19 protein-coding genes are annotated in these 24,413 nt (G+C 67.9%); 6 read left to right on the top strand and 13 right to left on the bottom strand.

From position 1 onward, the window contains the following. Window positions 1-101: 101 nt before the first annotated feature. From lldD to V2S85_RS17930, 9 genes are read right to left on the bottom strand one after another with little or no spacing between them, the layout of a single operon-like run. Window positions 102-1,232 (bottom strand): FMN-dependent L-lactate dehydrogenase LldD, encoded by a 1,131-nt coding sequence (gene lldD, locus V2S85_RS17970; RefSeq protein ID WP_330704212.1) that lies wholly within the window; start codon window positions 1,230-1,232, stop codon window positions 102-104. Then, on the bottom strand, window positions 1,229-2,029 hold the full coding sequence (locus V2S85_RS17965; protein WP_330704211.1) for a kinase: 801 nt from the start codon (window positions 2,027-2,029) through the stop codon (window positions 1,229-1,231). The genes lldD and V2S85_RS17965 overlap by 4 nt, the downstream gene beginning before the upstream one ends. Then, the gene (locus tag V2S85_RS17960) at window positions 2,013-2,972 is read right to left on the bottom strand and encodes a D-glycerate dehydrogenase (RefSeq protein WP_330704210.1); all 960 of its coding nucleotides are present in this window, start codon (window positions 2,970-2,972) and stop codon (window positions 2,013-2,015) included. The genes V2S85_RS17965 and V2S85_RS17960 overlap by 17 nt, the downstream gene beginning before the upstream one ends. Next, a complete protein-coding gene (locus tag V2S85_RS17955) occupies window positions 2,969-4,135 on the bottom strand; it encodes a fumarylacetoacetate hydrolase family protein (RefSeq protein ID WP_330704209.1) in 1,167 nt (388 codons plus the stop codon). Before V2S85_RS17955 ends, V2S85_RS17960 begins: the two co-directional genes overlap by 4 nt. Before the next feature lie 3 nt (window positions 4,136-4,138). Further along, entirely contained in the window at window positions 4,139-4,909 is a 771-nt protein-coding gene (locus V2S85_RS17950; RefSeq protein ID WP_330704208.1) for an enoyl-CoA hydratase/isomerase family protein, read from the bottom strand. After that, window positions 4,906-6,027 carry an extracellular solute-binding protein gene (locus V2S85_RS17945; RefSeq protein WP_330704207.1) on the bottom strand — a complete coding sequence of 374 codons (1,122 nt, stop codon included), beginning with the start codon at window positions 6,025-6,027 and terminating at the stop codon, window positions 4,906-4,908. Before V2S85_RS17945 ends, V2S85_RS17950 begins: the two co-directional genes overlap by 4 nt. Beyond that, window positions 6,024-7,214 (bottom strand): CoA transferase, encoded by a 1,191-nt coding sequence (locus V2S85_RS17940; protein WP_330704206.1) that lies wholly within the window; start codon window positions 7,212-7,214, stop codon window positions 6,024-6,026. Before V2S85_RS17940 ends, V2S85_RS17945 begins: the two co-directional genes overlap by 4 nt. A gap of 14 nt (window positions 7,215-7,228) precedes the next feature. Next, entirely contained in the window at window positions 7,229-7,975 is a 747-nt protein-coding gene (locus V2S85_RS17935; protein ID WP_330704205.1) for an SDR family NAD(P)-dependent oxidoreductase, read from the bottom strand. Then, window positions 7,972-9,150 (bottom strand): aldose 1-epimerase family protein, encoded by a 1,179-nt coding sequence (locus V2S85_RS17930; protein ID WP_330704204.1) that lies wholly within the window; start codon window positions 9,148-9,150, stop codon window positions 7,972-7,974. The genes V2S85_RS17935 and V2S85_RS17930 overlap by 4 nt, the downstream gene beginning before the upstream one ends. Window positions 9,151-9,223: 73 nt before the next feature. Between V2S85_RS17930 and V2S85_RS17925 the strand changes: the two genes are divergently transcribed. Next, the gene (locus tag V2S85_RS17925; RefSeq protein WP_330704203.1) at window positions 9,224-9,583 is read left to right on the top strand and encodes an L-rhamnose mutarotase; all 360 of its coding nucleotides are present in this window, start codon (window positions 9,224-9,226) and stop codon (window positions 9,581-9,583) included. Between the two features lie 4 nt (window positions 9,584-9,587). Here the strand turns inward: V2S85_RS17925 and V2S85_RS17920 are convergent, their stop codons facing one another. Then, window positions 9,588-10,325: a FadR/GntR family transcriptional regulator gene (locus V2S85_RS17920; protein ID WP_330704202.1), complete on the bottom strand. Its 738-nt coding sequence runs from the start codon at window positions 10,323-10,325 to the stop codon at window positions 9,588-9,590. Window positions 10,326-10,477: 152 nt separating this feature from the next. On the opposite strand from V2S85_RS17920, the gene V2S85_RS17915 reads away from it, so the two are divergent. The 4 genes from V2S85_RS17915 (at window position 10,478) to V2S85_RS17900 (ending at window position 17,184) form a co-directional block, all read left to right on the top strand. After that, a complete protein-coding gene (locus V2S85_RS17915) occupies window positions 10,478-11,632 on the top strand; it encodes a mandelate racemase/muconate lactonizing enzyme family protein (RefSeq protein WP_330704201.1) in 1,155 nt (384 codons plus the stop codon). Beyond that, window positions 11,632-12,888: an MFS transporter gene (locus tag V2S85_RS17910; protein ID WP_330704200.1), complete on the top strand. Its 1,257-nt coding sequence runs from the start codon at window positions 11,632-11,634 to the stop codon at window positions 12,886-12,888. The genes V2S85_RS17915 and V2S85_RS17910 overlap by 1 nt, the downstream gene beginning before the upstream one ends. Window positions 12,889-12,969: 81 nt before the next feature. Further along, on the top strand, window positions 12,970-15,711 hold the full coding sequence (locus V2S85_RS17905; protein WP_330704199.1) for a TonB-dependent receptor: 2,742 nt from the start codon (window positions 12,970-12,972) through the stop codon (window positions 15,709-15,711). Between the two features lie 66 nt (window positions 15,712-15,777). Beyond that, window positions 15,778-17,184 (top strand): DUF1593 domain-containing protein, encoded by a 1,407-nt coding sequence (locus tag V2S85_RS17900; RefSeq protein WP_330704198.1) that lies wholly within the window; start codon window positions 15,778-15,780, stop codon window positions 17,182-17,184. 38 nt (window positions 17,185-17,222) lie between these two features. Here the strand turns inward: V2S85_RS17900 and V2S85_RS17895 are convergent, their stop codons facing one another. Continuing rightward, complete coding sequence (locus tag V2S85_RS17895) at window positions 17,223-17,528, bottom strand: hypothetical protein (RefSeq protein ID WP_330704197.1); 306 nt, start codon at window positions 17,526-17,528, stop codon at window positions 17,223-17,225. Window positions 17,529-17,783: 255 nt separating this feature from the next. Here V2S85_RS17895 and V2S85_RS17890 point away from each other — a divergent pair, with 255 nt between their 5' ends. Continuing rightward, window positions 17,784-21,179, top strand: a complete 3,396-nt coding sequence (locus V2S85_RS17890; RefSeq protein WP_330704196.1) for an acyl-[ACP]--phospholipid O-acyltransferase — start codon at window positions 17,784-17,786, stop codon at window positions 21,177-21,179. Between the two features lie 207 nt (window positions 21,180-21,386). On the opposite strand, the gene V2S85_RS17885 is transcribed toward V2S85_RS17890, so the two are convergent. Then, entirely contained in the window at window positions 21,387-22,733 is a 1,347-nt protein-coding gene (locus V2S85_RS17885; protein ID WP_330704195.1) for an anti-phage deoxyguanosine triphosphatase, read from the bottom strand. A 182-nt stretch (window positions 22,734-22,915) separates the two neighbouring features. Further along, entirely contained in the window at window positions 22,916-24,340 is a 1,425-nt protein-coding gene (locus tag V2S85_RS17880; RefSeq protein WP_330704194.1) for a hypothetical protein, read from the bottom strand. Window positions 24,341-24,413 lie beyond the last annotated feature (73 nt).

The raw sequence follows: 24,413 nt of genomic DNA, 5'->3' as shown, positions 1-24,413 counted from the left end.
GATCAACACCTTGCCGTCATTGCGAGCGCAGCGAAGCAATCCAGGGCAGTCTAGTGCGCCCTGGATTGCTTCGCTGCGCTCGCAATGACGAGGTGGGGGGCTTATACCAGCATGTCGCGCCCGATCGCATCCACCGAGGTTACCCCGCTCAGCGCCATGGTCAGCTTCATGCCCTGCGCGATAAGGTCGAGCAGCTTGGCCACCCCGGCCTCTCCGCCTGCCGCCAAGGCGTAGATGTACGCCCGGCCCAGCAGCACGCCGTCCGCGCCCAGCGCCAGCATCCGCACCACGTCGAGCCCGGTGCGCACGCCGCCGTCGACCAGAACGGTCAGCTTGTCGCCCACCGCGTCGGCGATGGCGGGCAGGGCCTCGGCGGTGGAGAGGGCGCCGTCGAGCTGGCGGCCGCCGTGGTTGGAGACGATCACCCCGTCCGCACCCAGCCGCACCGCGTCGCGCGCATCCTCGGGGTCGAGCACGCCCTTGACGATCATCTCGCCCTGCCAGAACTCGCGAATCCATTCGAGGTCGGACCAGGTGATCGACGGGTCGAAATTGGCGCCCAGCCAGCCGATGTAGTCGGCAAGGTCGGTCGGCTTGCCGCGATAGTCGGAGACGTTGCCGAGGTCATGCGGGCGGCCGAGCAGCCCCACGTCCCAGGCCCAGCGAGGGTGGGTGACGGCCTGCAGCATCCGCCGCAGCGGGGCGGCCGGGCCGCTCATGCCCGAGTGGGCATCGCGGTAGCGCGCGCCGGGCAGCGGCATGTCGACGGTGAAGACCAGCTTGGTCACCCCCATCGCCTGCGCCCGCTCCAGCGCATGCCGCATGAAGCCCCGGTCCTTGAGCACGTAGAGCTGGAACCAGATCGGCGCGCCGCTGGCGGCGATCACGTCGGCCAGCGGGCAGACGCTGACGGTGGAGAGGATGTAGGGCACGTTCGCGGCGCGGGCGGCGCGCGCCACCTGCAACTCGCCGCGCCGCCGCATCATGCCGCCAAGGCCGATCGGCGCGAGCAGCACCGGCATGTCCAGCTTCTCGCCCAGCAGCGTGGTTTCGAGGCTGAGCGCGGACACATCGCGCAGCACGCGCTGGCGCGGGCGCACGGATTTCAGCGCGGTGCGGTTGGCCTCCATCGTCTCTTCCGAGAAGGCCCCGCCGTCGAGGTAATGGAACAGGAACGGCGGCAGGCGGCGGCGCGCGGCTTCGCGGAAGTCGAGCGGGGAGGAGACGATCATGCGGGTTCCCTCAGGGATCGGTCGGGTGCGAGGTGCAGCACGAGGTCGGCGCGGCCGGGCATCTCGGCAAGGATGTGGCGGGTCAGGCGCTCGTAATACTGCACGAAACGGTCGAGCTGCGGGGCGTCCATGACGCGTGCCGCGCTGTCGCAAGTGCGGGCGCGCAACGCGTCTTCCTGCTGGCCGCGCCAGCCGCGCACGACCTCGAAGCCCGGCGCGGCGAGCAGGACGAGGCGGTCGATCCGGGCGAACAGGTCTGCGTAAGGTCCGGACAGCGCGGCATTGACGGCGGTGCGCCAGACGGCCTGCGGGTCTTCCTCGCGTTCGAGGGCGTTGACCGGGGCGGCCAGCGCGGCGCTGTCCTGCGGGCGGGCGCCGACGCACCAGCCCTCGAAGATCAGCAGGTCGAGGGCGGCGGGCACGCTCTGGCCTTCGGGGGCAGGCTCGTCGTGCGCCTTGTCGAAGCGGGGGAGGGTTACGGGCGCGGCGGCCAGCACCGCATCGAGCAGGGCGATCCCTTGCGCCACGTCATGCGTGCCGGGCACCCCGCGCGTCGCGAACAGCGGATGAACGTCACGCGCCAATTGCGCGCGCGCCGCGCGGCCGAGGTAGAGATCGTCGAGCGAGAGGATCGCCACGCGATGCCCTTGCGCGTCCAGCGCGGCTTTCAGCGCCTCGGCCGCCGTCGATTTGCCCGACCCTTGCGAACCGCACAGGCCGAGGATCAGCGGGCCGTCGCGGCGTTCCTCCAGCCATTCGCGGACGGCGGCCAGGATGCGCTCAGAGGACGGGGTCAAGCAGCGGTTCCCCGGCGAAGAAGCGGTCGAGGTTGTCGGCGACTTTCATGCCCATCGCCGTGCGCGCCTCGATCGTGGCGCTGCCCAGATGGGGCAGCAGCACGACGTTGGGCAGATCGACCAGCGCGGGATGCACGTTCGGCTCGGCCTCGTAGACGTCGAGCCCGGCGGCGGCGATGCGGCGGGCGGCCAGAGCCTCGGCCAGCGCCGCCTCGTCGATCAGGGTGCCGCGCCCGGTGTTCACCAGCACCGCATGGGCGGGCATCCGGGCGAGCAGCGCGGCATCGACCATATGCCGCGTCTCCGGCCCGCCGGGCGCATGGAGCGAGAGCATGTCGGCCTGCGCCGCAAGCTCGCCGAGGTCCGCGAAGTAGGCTTCGGGCGGCATGTCGGGCGCGGGGCGGCGGCTGTGGTAGGCGATGCGCATGCCGAACGCCTCGGCCCGCTTCGCAGTGGCCCGCGCGATCCGCCCGAAGCCGACGAGGCCGAGCAGCTTGCCCGAAAGCGATTGCCCGACAAGGTGCGTCGGCCGCCAGCCGGTCCATGCCCCGCTGCGCAATTCGCGCTCGCCTTCGCCCGCGCGGCGGCTGGCCATGAGGAGCAGGGTCAGGGCGATGTCGGCGGTGGCCTCGGTCAGCACGTCGGGGGTGTTGGTGACGGCGATACCCTGCTCGCGCGCGGCGGCAAGGTCGATGTGTTCGAAGCCGGCGCCGTAGTTGCCGATGATCGCCGCGCGGCGTCCCTCGACGGTCAGCACCGCGCGCGTCACCTTGTCCGTCACGGTGGGGCATACCGCGTCGTAGTCGCGCATCGCCTGTGCCAGTTCGGCTTCGCTAAGGGGCGTGTCGGTGCCGTTGAGTGCCGTTGTGTACCGCGCCTGCAACCGTGCCTCGACGACTTCGGGCCAGCGGCGGGTAAGCAGGATCCTGGGCCTGTCGCTCACAGCAGTCCGCGCCTCGCAAGATTGCGCATCAGCGCGCCGGGGCCGAAAGTCCAGGGTTCGCAGGCACTTGTGGACGCCACACGATTGACCAGCGTGCCCAGCTGCGCACAGCCGATCCGCACCACGTCGCCGGGCTTGTGCGTGAACCCGCGCCCCGGCTCGTCACGGTCCTGAGTCGGCGCGAACAGGGTGCCGAGGAACAGCACCAGCCCGTCCGGATAGCGGTGGTGCGCGTTGAGCGCCTGCGCCGCGAGATCCGCCGGAGGGCGGCTGATCTCGCGCATTTCCGAGCGTCCCTGCATGTCGAAGCCGTCTTCTCCGGTTACCGTGAGCGTGAGGCTTAGGGTCTCCACCGATGCGAGGTCAAACCCCCCGTCGAACAGGCGCACGAAAGGCCCCAGCGCAGCGGCGGCGTTGTTGTCCTTGGCCTTGCCGAGCAGCAGCGCGGAACGCCCCTCGAGGTCGCGCAAGTTGACGTCGTTGCCCAGCGTAGCCCCCAGAATCCGGCCGTTCGAGGCGATAACGAGGACGACTTCGGGCTCGGGATTGTTCCAGGTGGAGGCGGGGTGGACGCCGATCTCGGAGCCCGCGCCGACGCTGGCCATGGGCTGCGCCTTGGTGAAGATCTCGGCGTCCGGCCCGATGCCGACTTCGAGATACTGGCTCCATGCCCCCGCCGCGATCAGCGCCTGCTTGAGCGTCTCGGCCTCGGCCGAACCGGGGCGCAGGGCGCGCAAGTCGTCGCCGACGAGGTCGCGGACTTGCGCGCGGATACCGGCGGCGGCCTCGGGATTTCCGCGCGCGCGCTCCTCGATCACCCGCTCCAGCATCGAGGTGACGAACGTGACGCCCGCCGCCTTCACGGCCTGCAGGTCGACCGGCTCGAGCAGCCAGGGCCGCGCGGGATCGCGCACCGCCGGGTCGGTGTTGGCGAGGATCGCGGCGAGCGGGCCAATGTCCTCGCCCTCGGCGGCGCGCAGGGCTGCTGCGGGATCGGGTGCCTCGCACAAGTCGCGGGCGGTGGGGAAGGCGCGGGTCACGTCGGTCAGGCGCTCGCCATCGACACGGACCAGCGAAGGGCCGCTCACATCGGGGCGCCAGACGCGGCCGAACAGCAGGGCTTCGGGATCGGCGGGAAGGATCGCGGCGGGGGAGAGGTCCATGGCTCAGCGCCTCCGGAACACGGGCGCGCGGCGCTCGGCGAAGGCGGCGCGGCCCTCTGCGGCGTCGGCGGTGGCGAAGCAGATGGCCTGCAGGTCGCGCTCGTACTCGATGGCCTTTTCGTAGGGCATCTGGTGCGCGGCGCGCAAGTTGAGCTTGGCGGTTTCCGCCGCGATCGGGGCGCGGGCGGCGATCTGTGAGGCGATCTCACGGGCGCGGGGGAGCAGCGCGGCGGGCTCGGTAACCTCGCTGACGAGGCCCCAGGCGGCGGCCTGCGCGGCGTCGATCATCTCGCCGGTGTAGAGCATCAGCGCGGCGTTCGACATGCCGATGGAATGCGACAGGCCCACCGCCATGCCGCCGCCGCCGATCCAGCCCAGCTTGATCTCGGGCGCGGCGAAGCGGGCGTTGGCGGAGGCTATGCGGATGTCGCAGGCCATCGCCGTCTCCAGCCCGCCGCCCAGCGCATAACCGTTGATCGCGGCGATCACCGGCTTGCGGCAGGCGCGCAGGGCGTCGCAATAGTCCTGCCGGTTGCGGAAGTCCCAGGGCGTCGCGTAGGCATCGAGCCCCGAGATGTCGGAGCCTGCGCTGAACGCTTTCTCGCCCGCGCCGGTCACGATGACCACGCGCACGTCGTCCGAGGTGTTGCAGGTGGCAACGGCGGCGACCAGCGCCTCGGCCATGTCCGGGGTCATGGCGTTGAGCTTTTCCGGGCGGTCCAGCACGATGGTGGCGACGTGGGCGGCGATGTCGAAGCGCAAGTTGGCGCTCATGTCTCGGTTCCTCGGGTGAGATGGCGGGTATAGGCGGCCTCGATCCCGGCGAGGACGGTGGCGGCGGGTTCCTGGGCAAGGAGACCTTCGCGCAGGCGGGCGGAAGCCTCGGTCTGGAAGGCGATGGCGCCGTCGTGGCGCGGGCGCAGTGAGGCCGCTTCCAGCGTGGCGCGGGTGCTGGAGTAGAACCCGTTCCACGCGGCATCGACTTGCCTGTCGGCCCAGGCTGCGCGCAGGGCGGGCTGGCCTTCGTGAGCGGGGATGAACGCCGTCTGCGCCTCTTTGCTCATGAGCCAAAGCAGATGCGCGCGCAGTTCGTCGGTCACCGCGCAGCGGCGCGAGACGGCGACGCCGGTGCCGCCGAGGATCGAACCGATCCCTGCCGCTCCGCGCGGCGCATCGGCGAAGGCGACACCGGACCTCGCATAGTTCACATAGCCGTAGACCAGCGGCACCAGCGCGAGGTCTTCCCCGTTCGACAATGCTTCGAGCAGCGCGATGGGGTTCTGGTCGATGCGGACGCGCGTGGCATCGCCGGTCAGCCGGGCCATGAGTTCATAAGCCTCGCGGCCCGTGTGGGGATCGACGAAGCGTTCTTCCGGCCTGCCTCCCGCGTGCAGCGAGGCGACGATGGACTGGAAGGTCAGCGCCGCATGCGGGCCGGAGAGCGAAAGCGCCACCGGCTCGCGGCGGGCGAGAGCGATCACTTCCTCCCAGGTCTGGGGCGGGGTTCCCACGCGCGCCGGGGCATAGGCCATGACCTGGCTGGCCGCGTCGAGCGGCAAGGCCCAGTGCTGCCCCGCATAGCGATAGCTGACCAATGATGGGCCGATGGCTGCCGGTTCCAGCGCCGCCACGGCATCCGCCCCGATCACCTGTTCCATCGGAAGCAGGCAATCGTGCGCCACCGCCTCGCCGACGTGGGGATGGTCGAGGACGATGAGGTCGTAGCGCTGCGCAAGGTCGGCGATCGGGTGGGACTCGAAGCCTTCCAGCGGATGGCGATCCCACGCGATCGACAGGCCATGCGTAGGCGCGACGATGGCGGCGGCGGCCTCCAATGCGCGGTAGCCGCGCGGGTGGTCCCAGGTGAGGCCGCGATAGGCGGGCGTGCTCATGCGTGCTGGCGCACTACGCCCGATGCGATGAGCCGGGCGATGTCCTCCGGGCCGAGGCCCGCTTCGCGCAGTATGGCCTCGCTGTGCTCGCCAACCAGCGGTGCGCCGCGTGTGATGGCGCTGGGCGTGCGGGAGAAGCGGATGGGGAAGCCGGGCACTTTCACGCGGCCTTCGGTGGGGTGGTCGTACTCGACGAAGGTGCCGTTATGCTTGATCTGCGGGTCGTCGACGAGGTCGGCGTAGCCATAGACCGGGCCGCACCAGATGTCGGCGGCGCGGAACTTGTCCAGCCAGTGGGCGGTGGGCTGGCGGATCAGGTGTTCGCGCAGGCGGGCGAAGATCTCGTCGCGCCGGGTCCAGCCTTCGCGTTCCTCCTCCATGTCGGCAAAGAACGGGTCGTCGAGTTCGCGCGCCAGCGTGTCGAAGCGGGCCATTGCCAGCGTCATGTAGCCGTCCGCCGTCTGGAACACGCCGTAGGGCGAGCGGATGTAGCTGTGCGCGTGAGGCTCGGCCGAGCGGGCCTGCGGCTTGTTGCCGACGGTGAAGACCGATAGTTCCTGCATCTGGATGGTGGTGATCGCGTCAAGCATGTTGACTTGCACCAGCTGCCCCTCGCCGGTGCGCTCGCGGTGGAACAGTGCGGCCAGTGCGCCCTCGAAGGCGCTGTAGGCGGCGATCGCATCCACCAGATACTGCCCGGCGGGGGAGGGCGGCGTGCCCTCGCTTCCGGCCGAGAGCATCGCGCCCGACATGCCCTGCAGCAGCAGGTCCTGCCCCGGCAGCATGCGGTAAGGACCGTCCTCTCCGTAGCCGGACATCGAGACGTAGACGAGGCGCGGGTTGATCGCGGAAAGCGTCGCGTAGTCCACGCCGAGGCGCTCGGCCACGCCGGGGCGGTAGTTCTGGAGGAAGACGTCCGCGTCCTTCACCAGATCGAGCAGCACCGCCTTGCCCTCGGGTGCCTTGAGGTCGATCGCCAGCGAGCGCTTGTTTCGGTTGAGCGAGAGGAACGAGACGTTGATCTTGTTACCGGTCGCTCCGCCCGCCGAGGCATGGCGCTGCCATTCGCCGCTGGTGGGCTCCACCTTGACCACGTCGGCGCCCATGTCGCCGAGGCGCTGGGCGGCGAAGGGACCGGCCATGGCGATCGAGCAGTCAAGAACGCGGATACCTTTGAGGATTGTCATGTCGATCGTGTCCTTCAGGACATGGTCCAGCCGCCGTTGACGTGCAGCGTCTGTCCGGTGATGAAGCCCGCCTCGTCGGCGGCGAAGAAGGCGATGGCGTGGGCGATGTCGGACGCGGTGCCGCGCCGCTTGATCGCCTGGGCGTCCAGCACCATGCGGTTGTAGCCCTCGGGATCGGGGTGGATCGTCTCGGCGTCGGTGGGGAAGGCGCCGGGCGCGATGGCATTGACGGTGACGCCCCATTCGCCGAACTCGCGCGCCCATGCCCGCGTCAGGCCGACCAGCGCGGCCTTGGAGGCGACGTAGGGAGACAGGTTCGCCCACCCGCCCGAGATGGTGATGCTCGATACGTTGACGATCCGCCCGAAGCCCTTCGCGCGCATCCCCGGCAATGCGGCCTGCACCGCGACGATCCCGGCGTCGACGTTGATGCGCTGGACCCGCTGGTGCTCCTCGATGGTGTAGTCCTCGAAGGGTTTGGAGGGGTAGATCGCGGCGTTGTTGATGACGACGTCGATGCCGCCATGCTCCTGCGCCAGAGCATCCAATGTGCTGCGCAGGGCGGCGAGATCGGACAGGTCGGTGCGCGAGACGGTGAGCTGTCCCGGCCCCTTGCCGGCAGCGGCGGCGGAGAGGCGGGCGATCTTCGCATCGTCGTTGTCGAGCGCGATGACATGCGCGCCGCGCTCGATCAGCAGCAGCGTGGTATCGAGCCCGAGCCCGCCCGCTGCGCCGGTGTAAAGGACGGTGCGGCCCTTCATGCGCGGCTTCCGATCGCGGGGTAATTGCCGGTGGGCGCGGGATATTCTTCCTGCGGCTGCAGCATGACGCCCTCGATCCGCGCCACGGCGGCCGAGACGGCGGCGCTGTCCGGCAAGACCTGCAGCACCGTGTCGTAGTGGCGCTCCTCGCCGTGTTCGAGCAGGATCAGCTCGCCGCGTTCACGGGCGAAATCCTTGCCAAGGACGTGGTTGGTCGAAGGCTCGATCCCCACCGCATAGTGGCCCGCGTGGAGGTTCTGCCACTCGAACATGCAGGGAAACTGGTCCTTGCGGGTGGTGACGGAGAAGCCGAAGCCCAGCGCCTCGTTCACCAGCGCGACCTCGACGCGGCCCCCTCCATCAGGGGCCATGTCGTGCTGCCAGACCTGTTCGTGGAAGTTGACGATCGGCGCGGGTAGGGTGCGATAACCGACGCCCTGCTTCTGATAGTCGTCCGCATGGGCGGCCCAGAGCACCTCGCGCACCGGGGCGACGTAGCGCGCGCCTTCTGCCACTACCGGATGCCCAACGTTGATGTGGTAGCAGTACATGTGCGGCGTCGTGTAGAAGCCGTGGTTCACCACCCGGTCGGTCATGCGGATTTCGTCGCCGCCGAGGTCCGCCTCGATGCGGCGGATGAGGTGCAGGTCTTCGCCGAAGACGGTGGACTGGCGCACGATGCCCTCGGCCCAGAAAATGCAGGCATCGCCCTCCCAGCGCTCGCCGTAGCCGGTCAGTTGCGCCGGGATCGTGCCGACGCGCCCGTGGAGCGAGGAGGAGACGACTTCGCGCGGGCCGTAGTTGTAATGGCACGCCGGGTCGTCATGCATGAACAGGATGTGGTCGAGGCCGCAGGTGATGTTCAGCCCCGACATCGAGCGGAACCAGCCGAGCCCGCCTTCGCCCTCGTAATCGTGCAGCGCCGGGTTGCGGAAGCCGGACGGCGAGTGCCAGCCCACCGCACGCCCGGCGTGGTCGCACTCGGCGATGTCCATGGCGCGGTCCACCAGCACGGTAAAGCGCAGGCCCGAGCCGGTGCGGAATTCCAGCAGGCGCACCCCGCGCTCGACGCCGTCGCCCAGCGTCATCAACCGGACCCCGGCGAACTGTGACAATGATCCGGTGCGCTCGGCGATGTGTCTTTTCGACCGCTCGGCGCCATACAGCAAGGCCATGCCTGCCCTCTCCATCTTGTAAGACGTATGATGAATACGTAAGGAGAGGATGGGCGTCAACCGGGAGAGTGGAATGACTGAAATCGTGCGCCGATGCTTTGCCGTGGACCTTGTCGATGAGCCGGAGATGATCGCGCGCTACCGGGAATGGCACGCACCGGGCGGCCCTCCGGCGGCGGTGACCGAAGCGATTCGCGCCGATGGTGTGCGCGATCTCCAGATATGGCTGGTGGGAGACCGCCTGTTCATGATGATGGAGCAGGACGCAGGGCTGGCCGCCGATCCGCAAGGCAAGGCGGCGCGCGATGCGGCCAACCCGGAGGTGCAGGCGTGGGACGCGCTGATGCGCACGTTCCAGCGCCCGCTACCCTTCGCGCCGGATACGACGTGGGTGGAGATGGAACGGATCTACGCGCTGTCGGAACAGGGCTAGGGGATCATGCCCCGTTCGCCCGGCGGCGCGCCCACGACGATTCGATATGGTCGCGCATTGCCTTGGCCGCGCCTTCGGCATCGCCGTCGACGATGGCCTGATAGACCTTGCGATGGGCGGCATGCGTCTGGCGTACGTGCTCGACGTTGAGCGTCCCCGAATAGCCGTGGGTGTTGAGCGCGCGCGACTGGATGCTGTCGATGATCGCCTTGCTCAGCCGTGCGCCCGACATGCGCATGATGACGTCATGGAAGTTCACGTCCTCATGCACGTAGGCGGCAGGCATCTCGACCAGCGCCTCCAGCTTGTCGATCTGGGTCTTCAGTTCCGCGCGGGTTTCCGGTGTCGCGCGCCGGGCGGCCTTGGCGGCCATCGAGGCCTCCAGCGAGGAGCGGATTTCCAGCAGGTTGTCGAGATAGGCCAGCCCGTCCTCGCGCCGGAACAGCGCCGCCAGAATCATCGGGTCGAGCAGGTTCCAGTCACCCTGCTCGCGCACGATGGTGCCGCGCCCCTGCAGCGAGACGACGAGGCCCTTTTCGGTGAGTGCGGTGGTCGCCTCGCGCACGACGGTGCGGCTGACGCCGAAGTGGTCGCACAGCATGTTCTCGGGAGGAAGTGCGCTGCCGGCCGGATAGACTTCGGTGACGATGGCGTTCACCAGTTCCTCCACCACCGCTTCGGCCAGGCGCGGACGCCGCCGTGTCTTAGCGGGCGCTCCGAGGCCGACTACCTTGTCCTGCATGCTTTTTGACGCCTTGTGAAATCATGGTGACGCGCATCGTTCGCGCCTGATTCACGCTGAACCGACTTGACGGAGCACGTCAAGGCTTGTCAAACGACATAGATCATACATAATACGAATTACAAACAGGGCTTGGGGCAGAGGAAACCCGGATGAAGATCACAGGCTACCGCAGCCTTACCGCCTTTCACGACTGGCAGCGGCCTGTCGGCGACGTCAACGGGATCGTCGAATCGGGCATTACCGAAGTGCCGGTGTTGCTGCTGGAGACGGACGGCGGGCTCACCGGCATCGGCCTGGGCTCGCACCGCGAGATCGACCGGTTGTTCCCCGCCGTCGAGGGCGCGGACCCGCGCGGCGTTGCGACGCTCTATGACACGATGCTCTCGCATGTGTTCAAGAGCGGTCATGCCGGGGCTACTTTCGGGACGATCGCGGCGATCGACATGGCTCTATGGGATCTGAAGGCGAAGATGGCCGAGGAACCGCTGTGGCGTACGCTGGGCGCGGGCGACCGGTTCGTATCGGGCTATGCCTCGGGCCTGTGCTACGGCCTCGACGATGCCGCCTTCGCCGAGCATTACGGCCAGTGGGCGGAGCGCGGCTTTACCGCCGCCAAGATCAAGGGCGGGCGCGATCTCGACCGCGACATCGCGCGGCTGGAAACGGCGCGCGAGATTCTCTCGCGCAATACCAGCCGGCCCGCGCTGATGCTCGACGTCAACGAGGCGTGGAACACCAAGCAGGCGATCCGCCACCTTGCCGAGATCGCGAAGCGCGTGGACCTGACCTGGATCGAGGAACCGGTCCGTCGGTGGGATTCGGCGGGCCATGCCCGCATCGCCCGCGCCGCGAAGACAGCGGTGGCGACCGGCGAGAACCTGACCGGGCTGGAGCAGTACGCGCCGTTGTTCGATGCGGGCGCGGTCGATATCGTGCAGGCGGGCAGCGTCTGGGGGATCACCCATTTCCTGCGCGTGGCCATGGCCGCGCATTCGCGGGGGCTGCCGGTCTCGCCGGTCGCCTACAACGCCAACCCGGTGGCGCACGCGGCGGCGGCGGTGCCGAACATGATCGGGATCGAGGTGCAGGACTTCGCCTTTCCCGCCGGGTTCGACGTGGACCAGCAGATCGCCGAGGGCGGCATCGTGCTGGGCGACCGTCCGGGCCTCGGCATAGAGATCGACGAGGCCGCGGTCGCCAGTGCAGTCGCCGCCATCGGCTGGGGTGAGCGCGGCGGCCCGCATCGCCGCCCGGCGGACGCGGGGCTGCGGCTGGTGCCGGAAATGCGGCGGGCTGCAGAGTGATGCACGGCGGCGTTTCCGAACCTGCCTGGGTTGAGGGTCGCGCGCGCTGGCGGCTGCAACTCTCGCTGATGGTCAACTTCTTCCTGCTGATGGCGCTCTACAGCGGCGTTCTGGGGGTCTTGCTGCCCAACCAGATCGCCGAGCTTTCGCCGGGCTCGAAGGAGAACAACCTGGCGCTGCTCTTTGCGATCACTTCCATCTTCTCGACTCTGGCGACGCCCATCGCGGGCGCCTTGTCGGACCGTACGCGCAGCCGCTGGGGGCGGCGCTCGCCGTGGATCGCGATCGGTTCGCTGGTCGGATCGGCGTGCCTGTTCGGGGTGTCGTGGACGACCGGGTTCTGGTCGCTGATGGTCCTGTGGGTCATGGCGGCGGTTGCCTACAATTCGATGCAGCCTGCGATGACGACGCTGATCGCCGACCGCTTCGCACCAGAGACGCGCGGCGGTGTCTCCGGCATCGTCGGCGCGGGGATGACCGCCGGGCTGACTGCGGGCACTGTCGTCGCGGGCTACCTCGCGTCGGAGCGGCTGCTGGCCTATGGCCTGTTCGCGGGCGCCATCGCCGCGTCGTGCGTGGCTTTCGTGGCGCTCAACCGCGAGCCGCCCAGCGACACCCAGCCGCACCGTCCGGTGCACTGGGGCGCGTTCCTGAAGAGCTTCTGGATCAGTCCGCGCGAACATCCCGACTTCGCCTGGGCCTTCGCCAGCCGCTTCACGATCTACATGGGCTATCAGGCGGTCGCCGCCTATCTGCTCTACATCCTGCGCGATTACATAGGGCTGGCAGATGGCGCCTCCAACCTCGCGATCGCCAATATGGCGATGGTGACGCTGGTGTGCCTGGTGGTCTCCTCGCTCGTCTCGGGCTGGCTGTCGGACCGCTGGCAGCGGCGCAAGCCCTTCGTCATCGGTGGCAGCCTTATCATGGGCGCGGCGATGGTGGCGCCGCTGGTCGCGCCCTCGATGACGGGGATGTGGGTCTACGCCGCCGTCATCGGGGTGGGCTACGGCATGTTCATGTCGATCGACATGGCTCTGATGACGCAAGTGTTGCCCAAGGCCGCCCTGGGCGACGAGGGCAAGGATCTCGGCGTGCTCACTACCGCCGTCAACATCCCCCAGATCATCAGCCCGGTCATGGCGGCGGCGCTGCTCGGCGTGTTCGGCGGAGACTACCGCGCGATCTTCATCGCCGCCGTCGTCTTCGTGTTTGCCTCGGCGCTCTGCGTACTGCCGATCCGCTCGGTGCGATAATTCATAATACGTATGATGTAGTTTGACACATGATCTTTGGCAGGTCATAACGCCTGCAAAGAATTTCGAGGGAGAGTCGAAATGTCCAAGGAGGGAAGGCTTCGCAGCGCGGCCACGACGGCGCTGCTTTTTTCAGCTGCATCGGTGCTAGCGCTGGCAACAAGCGCGCAGGCTCAAGAAGCTGCGGCTGATGCCGGGGCATCGGAGGCAGTCGATGCGGAGAACGTCATCATCGTCGCGGGCATCCGCGCCAGCCAGAAGGCTTCGATCGACATCAAGCGCGATTCCATCGCGGTGGTGGACTCGATCGTCGCCGAGGATCTGGGCAAGCTGCCGGACCAGAACGTCGCGGAATCGCTCCAGCGCATCGCCGGCGTCACCATCGAGCGCAACCGGGGCGAGGGCCGCTACATCACCGTTCGCGGCTTCGGGCCGAAGTTCAACGCGGTGACCGTCAACGGCCGCACGCTGGCGACCGACAACAACGGCCGCGAGTTCTCGTTCGACGTCATGCCGTCCGAGATCATCGCCGGGGCCGACGTGTACAAGTCACCGCAGGCCAACATCAACGGCGCCTCGATCGGCGCAACGGTGGACGTCAAGACCCTGCGCGCGATCGACCAGAAGGACGAATTCTCGTTCGCCGGATCGGCCGGGCAGATGTGGGCGGAACTGGCCGACAAGTTCAACCCGGAAATCTCGGGCGTCGCCTCCTGGCGCAATGCCGAGAAGACGCTCGGCATCTCGCTCTCGGCGGTCTACACCGAGCGCCAGACCCGCAACGACGAATTCACCATCGGCGCGGGTCACGTCTATCGTTCCAGCACCGATTCCTACTACAATGCAGGCGGCGTTCCCGGCGCGCGCATCGGACCGGACGTGGCACCGTTCACGCGGGTCTCGATGCCTTCGAACTTGTCGCCGTTCTTCTTCGAGCGCAACCTGAAGCGCTACGGCTTCTCCGGTTCGCTGCAGTTCCGCCCGACCGAGACGCTGACCGTCTCACTCGACGGGCTCTATTCGAAGGCTGACTTTAAGGAGCAGCAGACCGGTCTCGCCTACGACTTCTCCGGCGGTACTCTGGTGGAGCAGGTGGTCGAAGGCCAGGAGGCGGTCTACCAGCGTTATCAGGGCGGCTTCGTCGACCAGATCCTGCAGTACGACCACCGCAAGGTCATGACCAACCAGTTCGGTGCCAACGTCGAATGGAAGCCGACCGAGACGCTCAAGATGCGCTTCGATGCCTCGCGCTCGAAGGCGGAACGGCGCGGCAAGGAGGACAACCTCTTCACCACGATCCGGCGCAAGAACATAGACCTCTGGTTCGATCGCCGGTCCGGCAGCCCGATCTACGAATATGGCTTCTCAAGTCCGACCTACCCCAACGCCGCGACCAGCCCGGACGGCATCACCGCGCATTATTACATCTGGGGCGGCGGCACCGACGTAGACGACAAGATCGAGGAATATCGCTTCGACAACGAATGGGAGGCGACGTCCAACCTGACCCTCTTCGCCGGCGGCATGTACTCGCGCCGCACCAAGACGCTGACCGGGGACGAGATGCCCTTCGGTGAGCAGTGCGCCTACTGCGGCTCTGACCGTGTGCTTCCGGGCTATCTGTTCCAGCCCACCAACCGCAACTTCTTCCAGGGTGGCGGTCCTTCGAACATTATCCGCGACTGGGTGATCTACAGTCCGCAGCAGCTGGTGAGCGTGATCGACCAGTTCGCGGCGGAGGACGGCATTGCGTTCAACCCGGCGGTCTTCTCGCCTTCAGCCTCTTCGGTGGTCGATGAGAAGGTGAAGATCGGCTACGTCATGGCCAACTTCCGCACCTCGCTGGGCTCGATGCCGCTGACGATCAACGCGGGTCTTCGCTATGAGGGGACGACCTATACCTCGACCGGCGCATCGCGCACGGTCCTCAGCGCGCAGCCGAACGGGCAGGGGCAGAACATCATCGTCGTCTCGCCGGTCGTGCCGGTCGGTTTCAAGGGCAAGTACAACGACTGGCTGCCCTCGGTGAACATCAAGCTGGAGGCGACCAACGACCTCATCCTGCGCCTCGCTGCCTCGAAGGTGATGACGCGCCCGACGCTGACGGACCTGTCGCCGCGCCAGTCGATCCAGACCAACCCCGGCAACGAGACGATCAGCCGCGGCAACCCCGATCTGCAGCCGTTCCGCGCCAAGCAGATCGAGGCGGGCGTGGAGTGGTACTTCAACGCGAGTTCGCTGCTGTCGGCGGCCGCGTTCTACAAGAAGATCGACTCCTTCGTGACCCTGGTGACGACGCCGCAACTGGTCGATCAGGTGACGTTCCAGGTCACCGTGCCCGACAACGGCAAGGGTGCGACGGTGAAGGGCTTCGAGCTTGGCTATCGTCAGGCCTTCACCGGCCTTCCCGCGCCGTTCGACGGTCTGGGCGTGCAGACCAGCTTCAACTACACCAAGTCGAATGCCAACTACACCAACCAGGTCGCGGGCGTGTCCTACGGGCTGGAGGGCCTGTCGAAGACCTCCTACAGCCTCGTCGGGTTCTACGAGAAGTACGGCCTGCAGGCGCGGGTGGCCTATACCTGGCGCGACAACTTCCTGCAGGTGGCCTCTGGCCGCAACGGTGAGCCGGAATACTTCGCCGCCTATGGCCAGCTCGATGCCGGGCTGTCCTATGAAGTGACGCCGCAGTTCACGATCTTCGCCGACGCGCTCAACCTCAATGACGCCAAGGAGTTCATCTACTCCGTCAGCGAGGACCGCACCAAGGAGTATCGCAGGACCGGGCGCCGCTTCTCCGGCGGTGTGCGCGTCCGCTTCTGACCATCGATGGAAGGGACCGGGTCGCGATACCCGGTCCCTTCTTGGCATTCGGGATGACATATGGTGATGAAGCGCCTTGCTCCGGTTCTGCTCGCAGCCGCAGCGCTCGGGTTGCCGGGGCTGGCAAAAGCCGCTCCGGTGTCCCGCGTCGCGGAAGCCGGAAAGCCGCGCGTGATCGTCCTGACGGACATCGGCTCGGACCCGGACGACATGGAATCGATGGTGCGGTTCCTGCTGTACTCCAACGAATTCGAGGTCGAGGCGCTGGTGCCCTCGACCTCGCGGCATCTGCAGGATTCCGTCCATCCCGAGCAGATCCTGAAGCGCATCGACGCCTACGAACAGGTGCTGCCCAACTTGCGTGCCCATGCACAGGGTTGGCCTACTGCCGCGCAATTGCGCGCGCGCGTAAAGCCGGGGCGGCCTGAATACGGGATGCTCGGCGTCGGCGCGGGGAAGGATACCGAGGGATCGCGCGCCATCGTCGCCGCGCTCGACAAGGCGGACCCGCGCCCGGTGTGGATCTGCGTCTGGGGCGGGGCGGTCGATCTGGCGCAGGCGCTGTGGTCGCTGCGCGAGACACGCCCGGCAGAGGACGTGGCGCGCCTTGCGGCGAAGCTGCGCGTCTACTCGATCTCCGATCAGGACAACGCGGGGCCATGGGTCCGGCGGCAGTTCCCAGACGTGTTCTGGATCGTCAGCCTCACGGCCCACCGGCACTACAACTTGTCGACCTGGGGCGGCATCTCGGGCGACCGGATGTACTATTTCGACGGACCGGACTTCACCACCGTCTCGAAGGAGTGGCTGCGCGAGAATGTGCAGATCGGCCCGCTCGGCTCGCTATATCCCGACTACGAGTTCATCATGGAGGGAGATACGCCCAGCTTCCTCTACCTGGTTCCCAACGGCCTCGGCGATCCCGAGCATCCCGACTACGGGAGCTGGGGCGGGCGTTACGGCAAGGTTTCCGAATGGGACGGCATCTGGACCGATACCAGCGACCTCGCCACCGGCATCGACGGCAAGGTCCGCCAGACCAACAAGGCGACGATCTGGCGCTGGCGCGAGGCGTTCCAGAACGACTTCGCGGCGCGCATCCAGTGGACGCTGCAGGGTGCGTTCAGGGGCGCCAACCATGCGCCCCGGCTGGTCCTGAACGGGCAGGGCGGGATCGTACCGGTGGAGATCGCGGCGCAGCCCGGCGACACGGTACGGCTCTCCGCCGCCGGATCGCGCGATCCCGATGGCGATGCGGTGCGCTACGACTGGTGGCAGTATCGCGAGGCCGAGGCGGTGAACCGCAATCCGCGCCTCGAACTCCAGCGCGGCGACCCGCTCGATACCCGCTTCGTGGTTCCCCAAGTGAGCGAGCCGACGCGGTTCCACATCATCCTGGAGGCGCGCGACGCGGGCAAGCCGGCCCTCACCAGCTACCGCCGCGTGATCGTTTCGGTGACCCCGCGCTCCTGACCTGAGGGTCGGCAGCGCAGCGGATCAGCCGGCGGCGATCACACTTCGACGGTCAGGAGCGTGATGTCGTCTTCGCGCGGGGCCGTGATGCGATCGGCCGGGAGCGGCGAGAACTCGTCGTCCTTGAGCGTGGCATCGGCAAGCCCTGCGAGCTTGAACTGACCGAGGCGCGGATCCTCGTCCGATCGCCAGGTCTTGTCGATGTTGAGCGCAGCGACGAACAGGTCGCCATGCCGCTCGAACAGCAGGTGCGGGGCGAGATTGATGACGCTTCCGTTGTAGCTCGCCTGCACCAGCCGGCGGCGCGAAATCGCTTCCATCATCGTCAAACGCATGTCGGTCATCGCGCGGCGACACCGGGAACAGGGGAATTCAGCATGCCGGCATAATCGCGCAATTGGCCGGCGGGCACAAGTCGCGGTTTGTCCAGGTCGGTCATAACCGCCGATCCGTTTCGGGATGGGATGCCGAAAACGGCATGCAGAAAATAATTGAACGTTGTATATTTTTATGCGATCCCGTCTCTCATCGCTGCCCCAATGGCGGTCGGAGCGTTAAGCTTTGGCTGCTAGGCAGGGGTCCATACGGGGGAAGTACGCATGTCCGCACCTGATCTGTCCTTGCTTGCCAGGCGCCGTTTCGCGCCGATGTTCGTCGTTCAGTTCCTGGGGGCGTTCAACGACAACCTCCTCAAGTTCGCGATGCTGTTCCTGGCGAACTTCGGCATCTTCGCGAGCCAGCCGGACAAGGCGGAAATGCTGGCGGCGATCGCCACAGGGCTGTTCATCGCGCCGTACTTCCTGTTCTCGGCGCTGGCCGGGCAGCTGGCGGACCGGGTGGACAAGGCGCGGCTGGTGCGCTGGATCAAGCTGGCCGAAGTGCTCATCATGGCGCTGGGGCTGGCGGGCTTCTGGTTCCAGTCGATCCCCGCGCTGCTGACCGCGCTGTTCCTGATGGGGCTGCATTCGACGATCTTCGGCCCGGTGAAATACTCGATCCTGCCCCAGCACCTCGCCCCGAACGAGATCATGGGCGGCACCGGGCTGATCGAGGCCGGCACCTTCCTGGCGATCCTGGGCGGGCAGCTGCTGGCCGGCGTGATCCCGGCGTGGGAGGCGGGCCTCGCCGCGATGGGCGTGGCGCTGCTGGGCTACCTTGCCGCCCTGGCGATCCCGCCCGCGCCGCCGGTACGCGGCGAGCATGCGGTGGAATGGAACGTCTGGAAGGGCACGCTGCATGTCCTTGGCACCGCGCATGCCGGGCGCGGCGTGTGGCTGTCGATCCTGGGCATCAGCTGGTTCTTCGCGGCGGGCGCGGTGCTGGTTTCCGAATTCGCGCCGCTGGTGAGCGGCACCCTGGCCGCGACGCAGGAAGTGGCGACGGTGTTCCTCGTGATCTTCTCGCTGACGATCGCCGCGGGCTCGGTCGCGGTCAACACGCTGCTGCGCGGCGAGGTTTCGGCGCGCTATGTGCCGGTCTCGGCCTTGGGGCTGGCGCTCGGCCTCATCGACCTGTGGCTGTCGAGCAGCGGCTTCGCGGTCCACACCGCCGGCGCCTCGATCGGGCAGTTCGTCGCCACTCCGGGCGCGATACGGATCCTCGTCGACCTTGGCGTCATCGCCTTTTCCGGCGGCATGTTCATCGTGCCCCTCTACGCGATCCTGCAGACGCACAGCCTGCCGGAGGAACGCTCGCGCATCATCGCGGCCAACAACATCGTCAATGCGGCGGTGACGGTGGTGGTGGTGCTGGCGATCACCGGCCTGCTGGCGCTCGGCGCGCAAGTGCCCGAACTGATCGGCGTGCTGGGCTTCGCCTCGCTGGTGGTCGCCGTGGTCAGCATCTGGCTGCTGCCCGAAACGCTGTTCAAGAGCGTGATCCGCGCCGTGCTCAAGGTGCTCTACAGGGTGGAACTGAACGGCACCGAGAACATGCCAAGGGGCGGCGAAGGTGCGGTGGTGGTGGTCAATCACCTCAGCCTGCTCGACGGCGTGCTGCTGGGCGCGTTCCTGCCCGGCAAGCCGACCTTCGCGGTCAACACGCATATCGCCAAGGCCTGGTGGGTGCGTCCGTTCCTGGGCCTGTTCGATGCCTTCCCGGTCGATCCGACCAACCCGATGGCCGCCAAGGCCATGGTCAAGGCGGTGCGCGAGGGGCGGACCCTGGTGATCTTCCCCGAGGGCCGCATCACCGTGACCGGCGCGCTGATGAAGGTGTTCGACGGCCCCGGCATGGTGGCCGACCGCGCCGACGCACCGATCGTGCCGGTGCGGCTGGACGGTCCGCAGCGCACGCCGTTCTCGTATCTCAAGGGCAAGGTGCGCCGCCGCTGGTTCCCGAAGATCACCGTGACCGTGCTGCCCCAGCGCCGTTTCTCCATAGAGGGCGAGATGAGCGCGCGCGAGCGCCGCGCCATCGCCGGGCGCCGTCTCTACGACGAGATGAGCGCGATGATCTTCGACACCACCGAGACCGACCGCACCCTGTTCGAGGCACTGTGCGACGCGCGCGATACCCACGGCGGCAAGGCGAAAGTGGTGGAGGACGTCAAGCGCCAGCCGCTGACGTACGACCGCCTGCTGATCGCCTCGGGCCTGCTGGGCCGCCGCCTTGCCGCCTCGACGCGGCAGGGCGAGGCGGTGGGGCTGCTGCTGCCCAACGTCAACGGCGTCGTCGCCGCGTTCTTCGCGCTGCAGGCCGAGGGCCGGGTGCCGGCGATGCTGAACTTCACCGCCGGCCTCGCCAACTTGCGCTCCGCCTGCGCGACGGCCGAGATCCGCACCATCGTCACCGCCCGCGCCTTCGTCGAGCAGGCGAAGCTGGGCGAGGTGATCGCGGCACTGGAGGCGGACGGCCTCGCCGTGGTGATGCTGGAGGACGTGGGCGCCGCCATCGGCACGGGTGCGAAGCTGTGGGCCGCGCTGCGGCGTGGCGGCATCGCGCGGCGCCACCGGCGTCTGCGGGTCTCGGCCGATGCCCCGGCGGTGATCCTGTTCACCAGCGGCTCGGAAGGGACGCCCAAGGGAGTCGTGCTCACCCACCGCAACCTGCTCTCCAACTGCGCGCAGCTGGCCGCGCGGATCGATTTCAATTCGAGCGACGTGGTGCTGAACGCACTGCCGGTGTTCCACAGCTTCGGGCTGACCGGCGGCACCTTGCTGCCGCTACTGAACGGCATCCGCACGGTGCTCTATCCCAGCCCGCTGCATTACCGCATCGTCCCCGCGCTGGCCTATGACGCCAATGCCACGATCCTGTTCGGCACCGATACCTTCCTGTCCGGCTATGCCCGCATGGCGCACGGCTACGACTTCTATTCGCTGCGCTACATCTTCGCGGGCGCCGAGCGGGTGCGTGATGAGACGCGCCGGGTCTATGCCGAGAAGTTCGGCCTGCGCATCCTCGAAGGCTACGGCGCCACCGAGGCGGCGCCGGTGATCGCGGTCAACACGCCGATGCACTTCAAGGCGGGAACCGTCGGCCGCCTGCTGCCGGGGATCGTCGGGCGGCTCGACGCGGTGCCCGGCATCGCCGAGGGCGGGCGCCTGTTCATCCGTGGCCCCAACGTCATGGCGGGATACCTGCTGGCGAGCGCGCCCGGCGTGCTGCAGCCGCCGCAGGAGGGCTGGCACGACACCGGCGACATCGTTACCATCGACGATGCGGGCTTCGTCACCATCCGGGGCCGCGCCAAGCGCTTCGCCAAGATCGGCGGCGAGATGGTCTCGCTGCCGGCGGTGGAAGGCTATGCCGCAGCGGTGTGGCCCGGTTTCGAGCATGCTGTGGTGACCCGCCCGGACGCGAAGAAGGGCGAGCAGTTGGTGCTGTTCACCACCGCGCCGTCGCCCGATCCCAGGGCGCTGCAGGAATGGGCGCGGGCCAACGGCGTCACCGAACTGATGGTCCCGCGCGACATCCGCGCCGTCGAGGCGCTGCCGGTACTGGGCACGGGCAAGCTGGACTACGTGACGATGGGCGAGATGGCGCTGGGGTGAGGGGGCCTATGTCGCGCACCCCGTCATCCCGGCGCATGCCGGGACCGTGGGCCGGTCTTGAGGCGATCGCTCTCGGCGTGACGCTCCGGCGCGAGGGCCTGTGGCGAGAAGGGAGCGCCAGACGCTTGGCCTCAGACGGTTCGGATCAGACAGGAACCGCCTAAAGACCTGCCCGCGGTCCCGGCATGCGCCGGGATGACGGGTGTTCTACAACCGGTCGAACACCGAACCCATGCGCGGGCTGAACAGTCGCTCATACGTGCGCAGCAAGTGCGTGTCGGTCATGGCCGCCACGTAGTCGCAGATCACGCGCACGCCGCCGCCCGCCTCGTAGAGCGCGCAGGTTTCGCGCGGGAGCAGGCGGCGCGGGTCGGCGGCGAGGGCCTCGAACACCGCGACCACCATCGCCTGGCCCTTGAATTCGAGCTGCTGCACTTCCGGGCTGGCGATGACCTCGCGCACCACGAAGCCCTGCAGGGCATCGAGAAACGCGCGGCGCGGCGCGGGCAGGGCGATGCGCCAGCGCAGCAGCGGTTCGCGGAATCCCTTCTTCTCGACGAAATGGGCGCCGGTCAGGAAATGGTGCACCAGCCGGCCGACGAAGCGCTTGCGGGTATCGGCGCCGCCGAACAGCCCCTCGACCATGTGCGAGAAGACGTCGTTCTCGCTCTCGCCGGGATACTTCTCCTTGAGGGCGTCGAGGAACGAGCCGCAATGGCCGTCCAGCGCGGCGGTGAAGGCCTCCCTGGTGACCAGCCCGAGGGCGATGGCATCCTCCAGATCGTGGACGCCGTAGGCGATGTCGTCGGCCACATCCATGATCGTGCAGTCGAGCGACTTGTGCAGCGTGCGGGCATGCTTGCCCTCGACCTGTTCCAGCGCCTGGAATTTCTGCCGGTCGGATGCGGAGAGGGGATCGAGGATCCAGTCCACCACGTCCTGCTCGCCGTCGAAGTGGCACTTGGGCGGCTTGCAGGCGGCGGGATCGAGCACCCGGATGGTCGAGGGGCCGGGCAGCAGGCGCGGCTCCAGCGCCGGATTGCGCGCCGCCGACCAGGCGACCGGGTACTTGAGCACGCCGAGCAAGGTGCGGCGCGAGAGATTGGCACCGGCTCCGGCGGAGAATGTCTCCAGCCGCGCGAGGATGCGCAGCGTCTGGCCGTTGCCCTCGAAGCCTCCCCCGCCTTCGGCATCTGCTCGCATGCAGTAGTTGAGCGCCACTTCGCCGCCGTGGCCGAACGGGGGGTGGCCGAAGTCGTGGGTGCAGCCGATCGCGTGGATCAGGCTGCGGTCGGGCAGCAGCGCGGTGGCGACGTGGTCGGGGAACGACTTGGCCAACTGGCGCGCCAGGCCGCCGGCGATCTGCGCCACTTCCAGCGAATGCGTCAGGCGGGTGCGGTAGAAATCGCTGTCGCCCAGGTTGAGGATCTGCGTCTTGCCCTGCAGCCGCCGGAACGAGGCGGAATGGATGACGCGGGCATAGTCGATATCGCCGTCCTCGCGCGCGTCTTCGGCCTGCGGGGTCCAGTTCTCGCGGCGTGCGTGCCAGCTCATGCGTTCACCATGCGCGCCGGTATTCCAGCCGCCGGTGCCAAGGGCAATGCGCGCCTTGTGGAAAAGGGCTTGCCTAGCCTCGTCATTGCGAGCGCAGCGAAGCAACCCAGGGCGTTTTAATGCTGCCCTGGGTTGCTTCGCCGCGCTCGCAATGACGAAGGGCGGCATCGCGAAGGAAGAGGCTACCGCCCGATCAGGCCCAGTGCGTGGCGGACGAAGGCGTCGCGGTCGGTCACCCATTCGGCTCCGGCGGGCAGCTCCGGCTCGACATAGGCCCAGCCGCGCCGGGTCGATTCCTCCGAATAGACCCTTGCGTAGTTGCCCGAGGTGCCGAACGCGATCGAGACCGCCCGCTGCTGCTCGCGGGTGGTGTCGTCGTCTCCCTCGACGTGCGATCCGTCGGCGCCGAGCCGGTAGCCCGTCTGCCTGAGCGCGAAGATCCAGGGCTCGTCGCGGAAGCTCTCGATCGCGGTGTTCATGAAGACCGAGAGATAGACCTTGTCCAGCGCCCGGAGCGGATCGGCGGGCATGCGCCAGGAGGGATCGGCGACGACGTTCCACGGATAATTGCCCGGCTCGCCGTAACGGATGTCGGTACGCAGGTCGACGAGGGTGTCGCGCGGCGTCTGGGCGGACTGCATGCGCTCGATCCGCAGCCCGTCAGCCCAGGTGAAGCCGAAGGCCGAGGCGTCGATCAGCGGCATCGCCGAAGCCGTCGAATTGCGCGGCACGTTCGAGACGGTGACGTTCTCGTAGATCCGCAGGTAGGCCTTGTCCTTGAGCTGATGCCCGCTCGCCATGTTCTCGTAGGCGCGCTGGCCGTGGAACACGGTGTTGCGGAAATGCGAGACGAGGGTGCCGTTGATGTAGGTGGTGTGCTCCTGGTCGGTGTTGGTGCCGACGTTTCCGGCGATGTCGCTGTCCTCGACGTAGAGCATCGTCTGCCCGTTCGGGACGAACAGGCCGTTCTTGCCGCCGTAGATCGTGGAGCGGCGAATCACGGCGGTGAACAGGCCGGGCTTGCGGGTGTCGGTGACTTCCAGGTGGAGCGCCGCCTTGGGCATGATCGCGGCCGGAAAGTCGAGTTCGACGTCGCGCATCTCGAAGTGGACGCGCTGGTCGCCGACTTCGAACAGGCGCAGGTCCACACTCGCCCAGTCGTCGCCGGTGCGAAAGGCCACGCGCCGCCCGGGCATCGACGAGCGCAGGATGTACTGCGTCCCCTGCAGCGAGCCGGCGACTTGCGGCAGGAACGGCGCGAAGGGGTAGACGCACGGGTTCCCGGCGGCATCGAGCGCATCGTAGACCAGCTCGAACCCGCCTTCGACGCGGCCGCCCAGGCCATCGGCGCCGCGTCCGTAGTAGACCTCGCGGCCCGCCTCGCGCGATGCGTCGCACTTGACCTTCAGGGTGACCGCCGGGGCGCGGAAGCCGCCCATCGGCATGTAGAAGGGGTAGAGCCGGTCGCGCTCGCCGGGCGCCGGGCTGTTCACCGCGGCGGGCTGCGGTGGCGGCAGCGGCGCGGCGTTCACGGTAGCCGGCGCGACGTCGAACAGCAGCGGCAGCGCCAGCGCGAACGCGGTCTTCAGGCGATGGGTCGAGGTCAAGACGGTCTCCGCGCGAATGTCCGGGGCAGGGCTAGCGCAAATTGGTGAACGAAGCGCTGCTGGGCCGGACCTC

The sequence above is a fragment of the Novosphingobium resinovorum genome (assembly GCF_036352595.1).
Lineage (GTDB): Bacteria > Pseudomonadota > Alphaproteobacteria > Sphingomonadales > Sphingomonadaceae > Novosphingobium > Novosphingobium resinovorum_B.
This window is presented reverse-complemented; position numbering and strand designations above follow the sequence as displayed.

What these genes read in the sequence shown, in the direction of transcription:
- V2S85_RS17900 (WP_330704198.1), top strand. Translation starts at nt 15,778, where the DNA reads ATGAAGCGCCTTGCTCCGGTTCTGCTCGCAGCCGCAGCGCTCGGGTTG.
- V2S85_RS17920 (WP_330704202.1), bottom strand. Translation starts at nt 10,325, where the DNA reads ATGCAGGACAAGGTAGTCGGCCTCGGAGCGCCCGCTAAGACACGGCGG.
- V2S85_RS17950 (WP_330704208.1), bottom strand. Translation starts at nt 4,909, where the DNA reads ATGAGCGCCAACTTGCGCTTCGACATCGCCGCCCACGTCGCCACCATC.
- V2S85_RS17890 (WP_330704196.1), top strand. Translation starts at nt 17,784, where the DNA reads ATGTCCGCACCTGATCTGTCCTTGCTTGCCAGGCGCCGTTTCGCGCCG.
- V2S85_RS17955 (WP_330704209.1), bottom strand. Translation starts at nt 4,135, where the DNA reads ATGGACCTCTCCCCCGCCGCGATCCTTCCCGCCGATCCCGAAGCCCTG.
- lldD (WP_330704212.1), bottom strand. Translation starts at nt 1,232, where the DNA reads ATGATCGTCTCCTCCCCGCTCGACTTCCGCGAAGCCGCGCGCCGCCGC.
- V2S85_RS17910 (WP_330704200.1), top strand. Translation starts at nt 11,632, where the DNA reads ATGCACGGCGGCGTTTCCGAACCTGCCTGGGTTGAGGGTCGCGCGCGC.
- V2S85_RS17930 (WP_330704204.1), bottom strand. Translation starts at nt 9,150, where the DNA reads ATGGCCTTGCTGTATGGCGCCGAGCGGTCGAAAAGACACATCGCCGAG.
- V2S85_RS17945 (WP_330704207.1), bottom strand. Translation starts at nt 6,027, where the DNA reads ATGAGCACGCCCGCCTATCGCGGCCTCACCTGGGACCACCCGCGCGGC.
- V2S85_RS17935 (WP_330704205.1), bottom strand. Translation starts at nt 7,975, where the DNA reads ATGAAGGGCCGCACCGTCCTTTACACCGGCGCAGCGGGCGGGCTCGGG.
- V2S85_RS17915 (WP_330704201.1), top strand. Translation starts at nt 10,478, where the DNA reads ATGAAGATCACAGGCTACCGCAGCCTTACCGCCTTTCACGACTGGCAG.
- V2S85_RS17905 (WP_330704199.1), top strand. Translation starts at nt 12,970, where the DNA reads ATGTCCAAGGAGGGAAGGCTTCGCAGCGCGGCCACGACGGCGCTGCTT.
- V2S85_RS17940 (WP_330704206.1), bottom strand. Translation starts at nt 7,214, where the DNA reads ATGACAATCCTCAAAGGTATCCGCGTTCTTGACTGCTCGATCGCCATG.
- V2S85_RS17895 (WP_330704197.1), bottom strand. Translation starts at nt 17,528, where the DNA reads ATGACCGACATGCGTTTGACGATGATGGAAGCGATTTCGCGCCGCCGG.
- V2S85_RS17885 (WP_330704195.1), bottom strand. Translation starts at nt 22,733, where the DNA reads ATGAGCTGGCACGCACGCCGCGAGAACTGGACCCCGCAGGCCGAAGAC.
- V2S85_RS17925 (WP_330704203.1), top strand. Translation starts at nt 9,224, where the DNA reads ATGACTGAAATCGTGCGCCGATGCTTTGCCGTGGACCTTGTCGATGAG.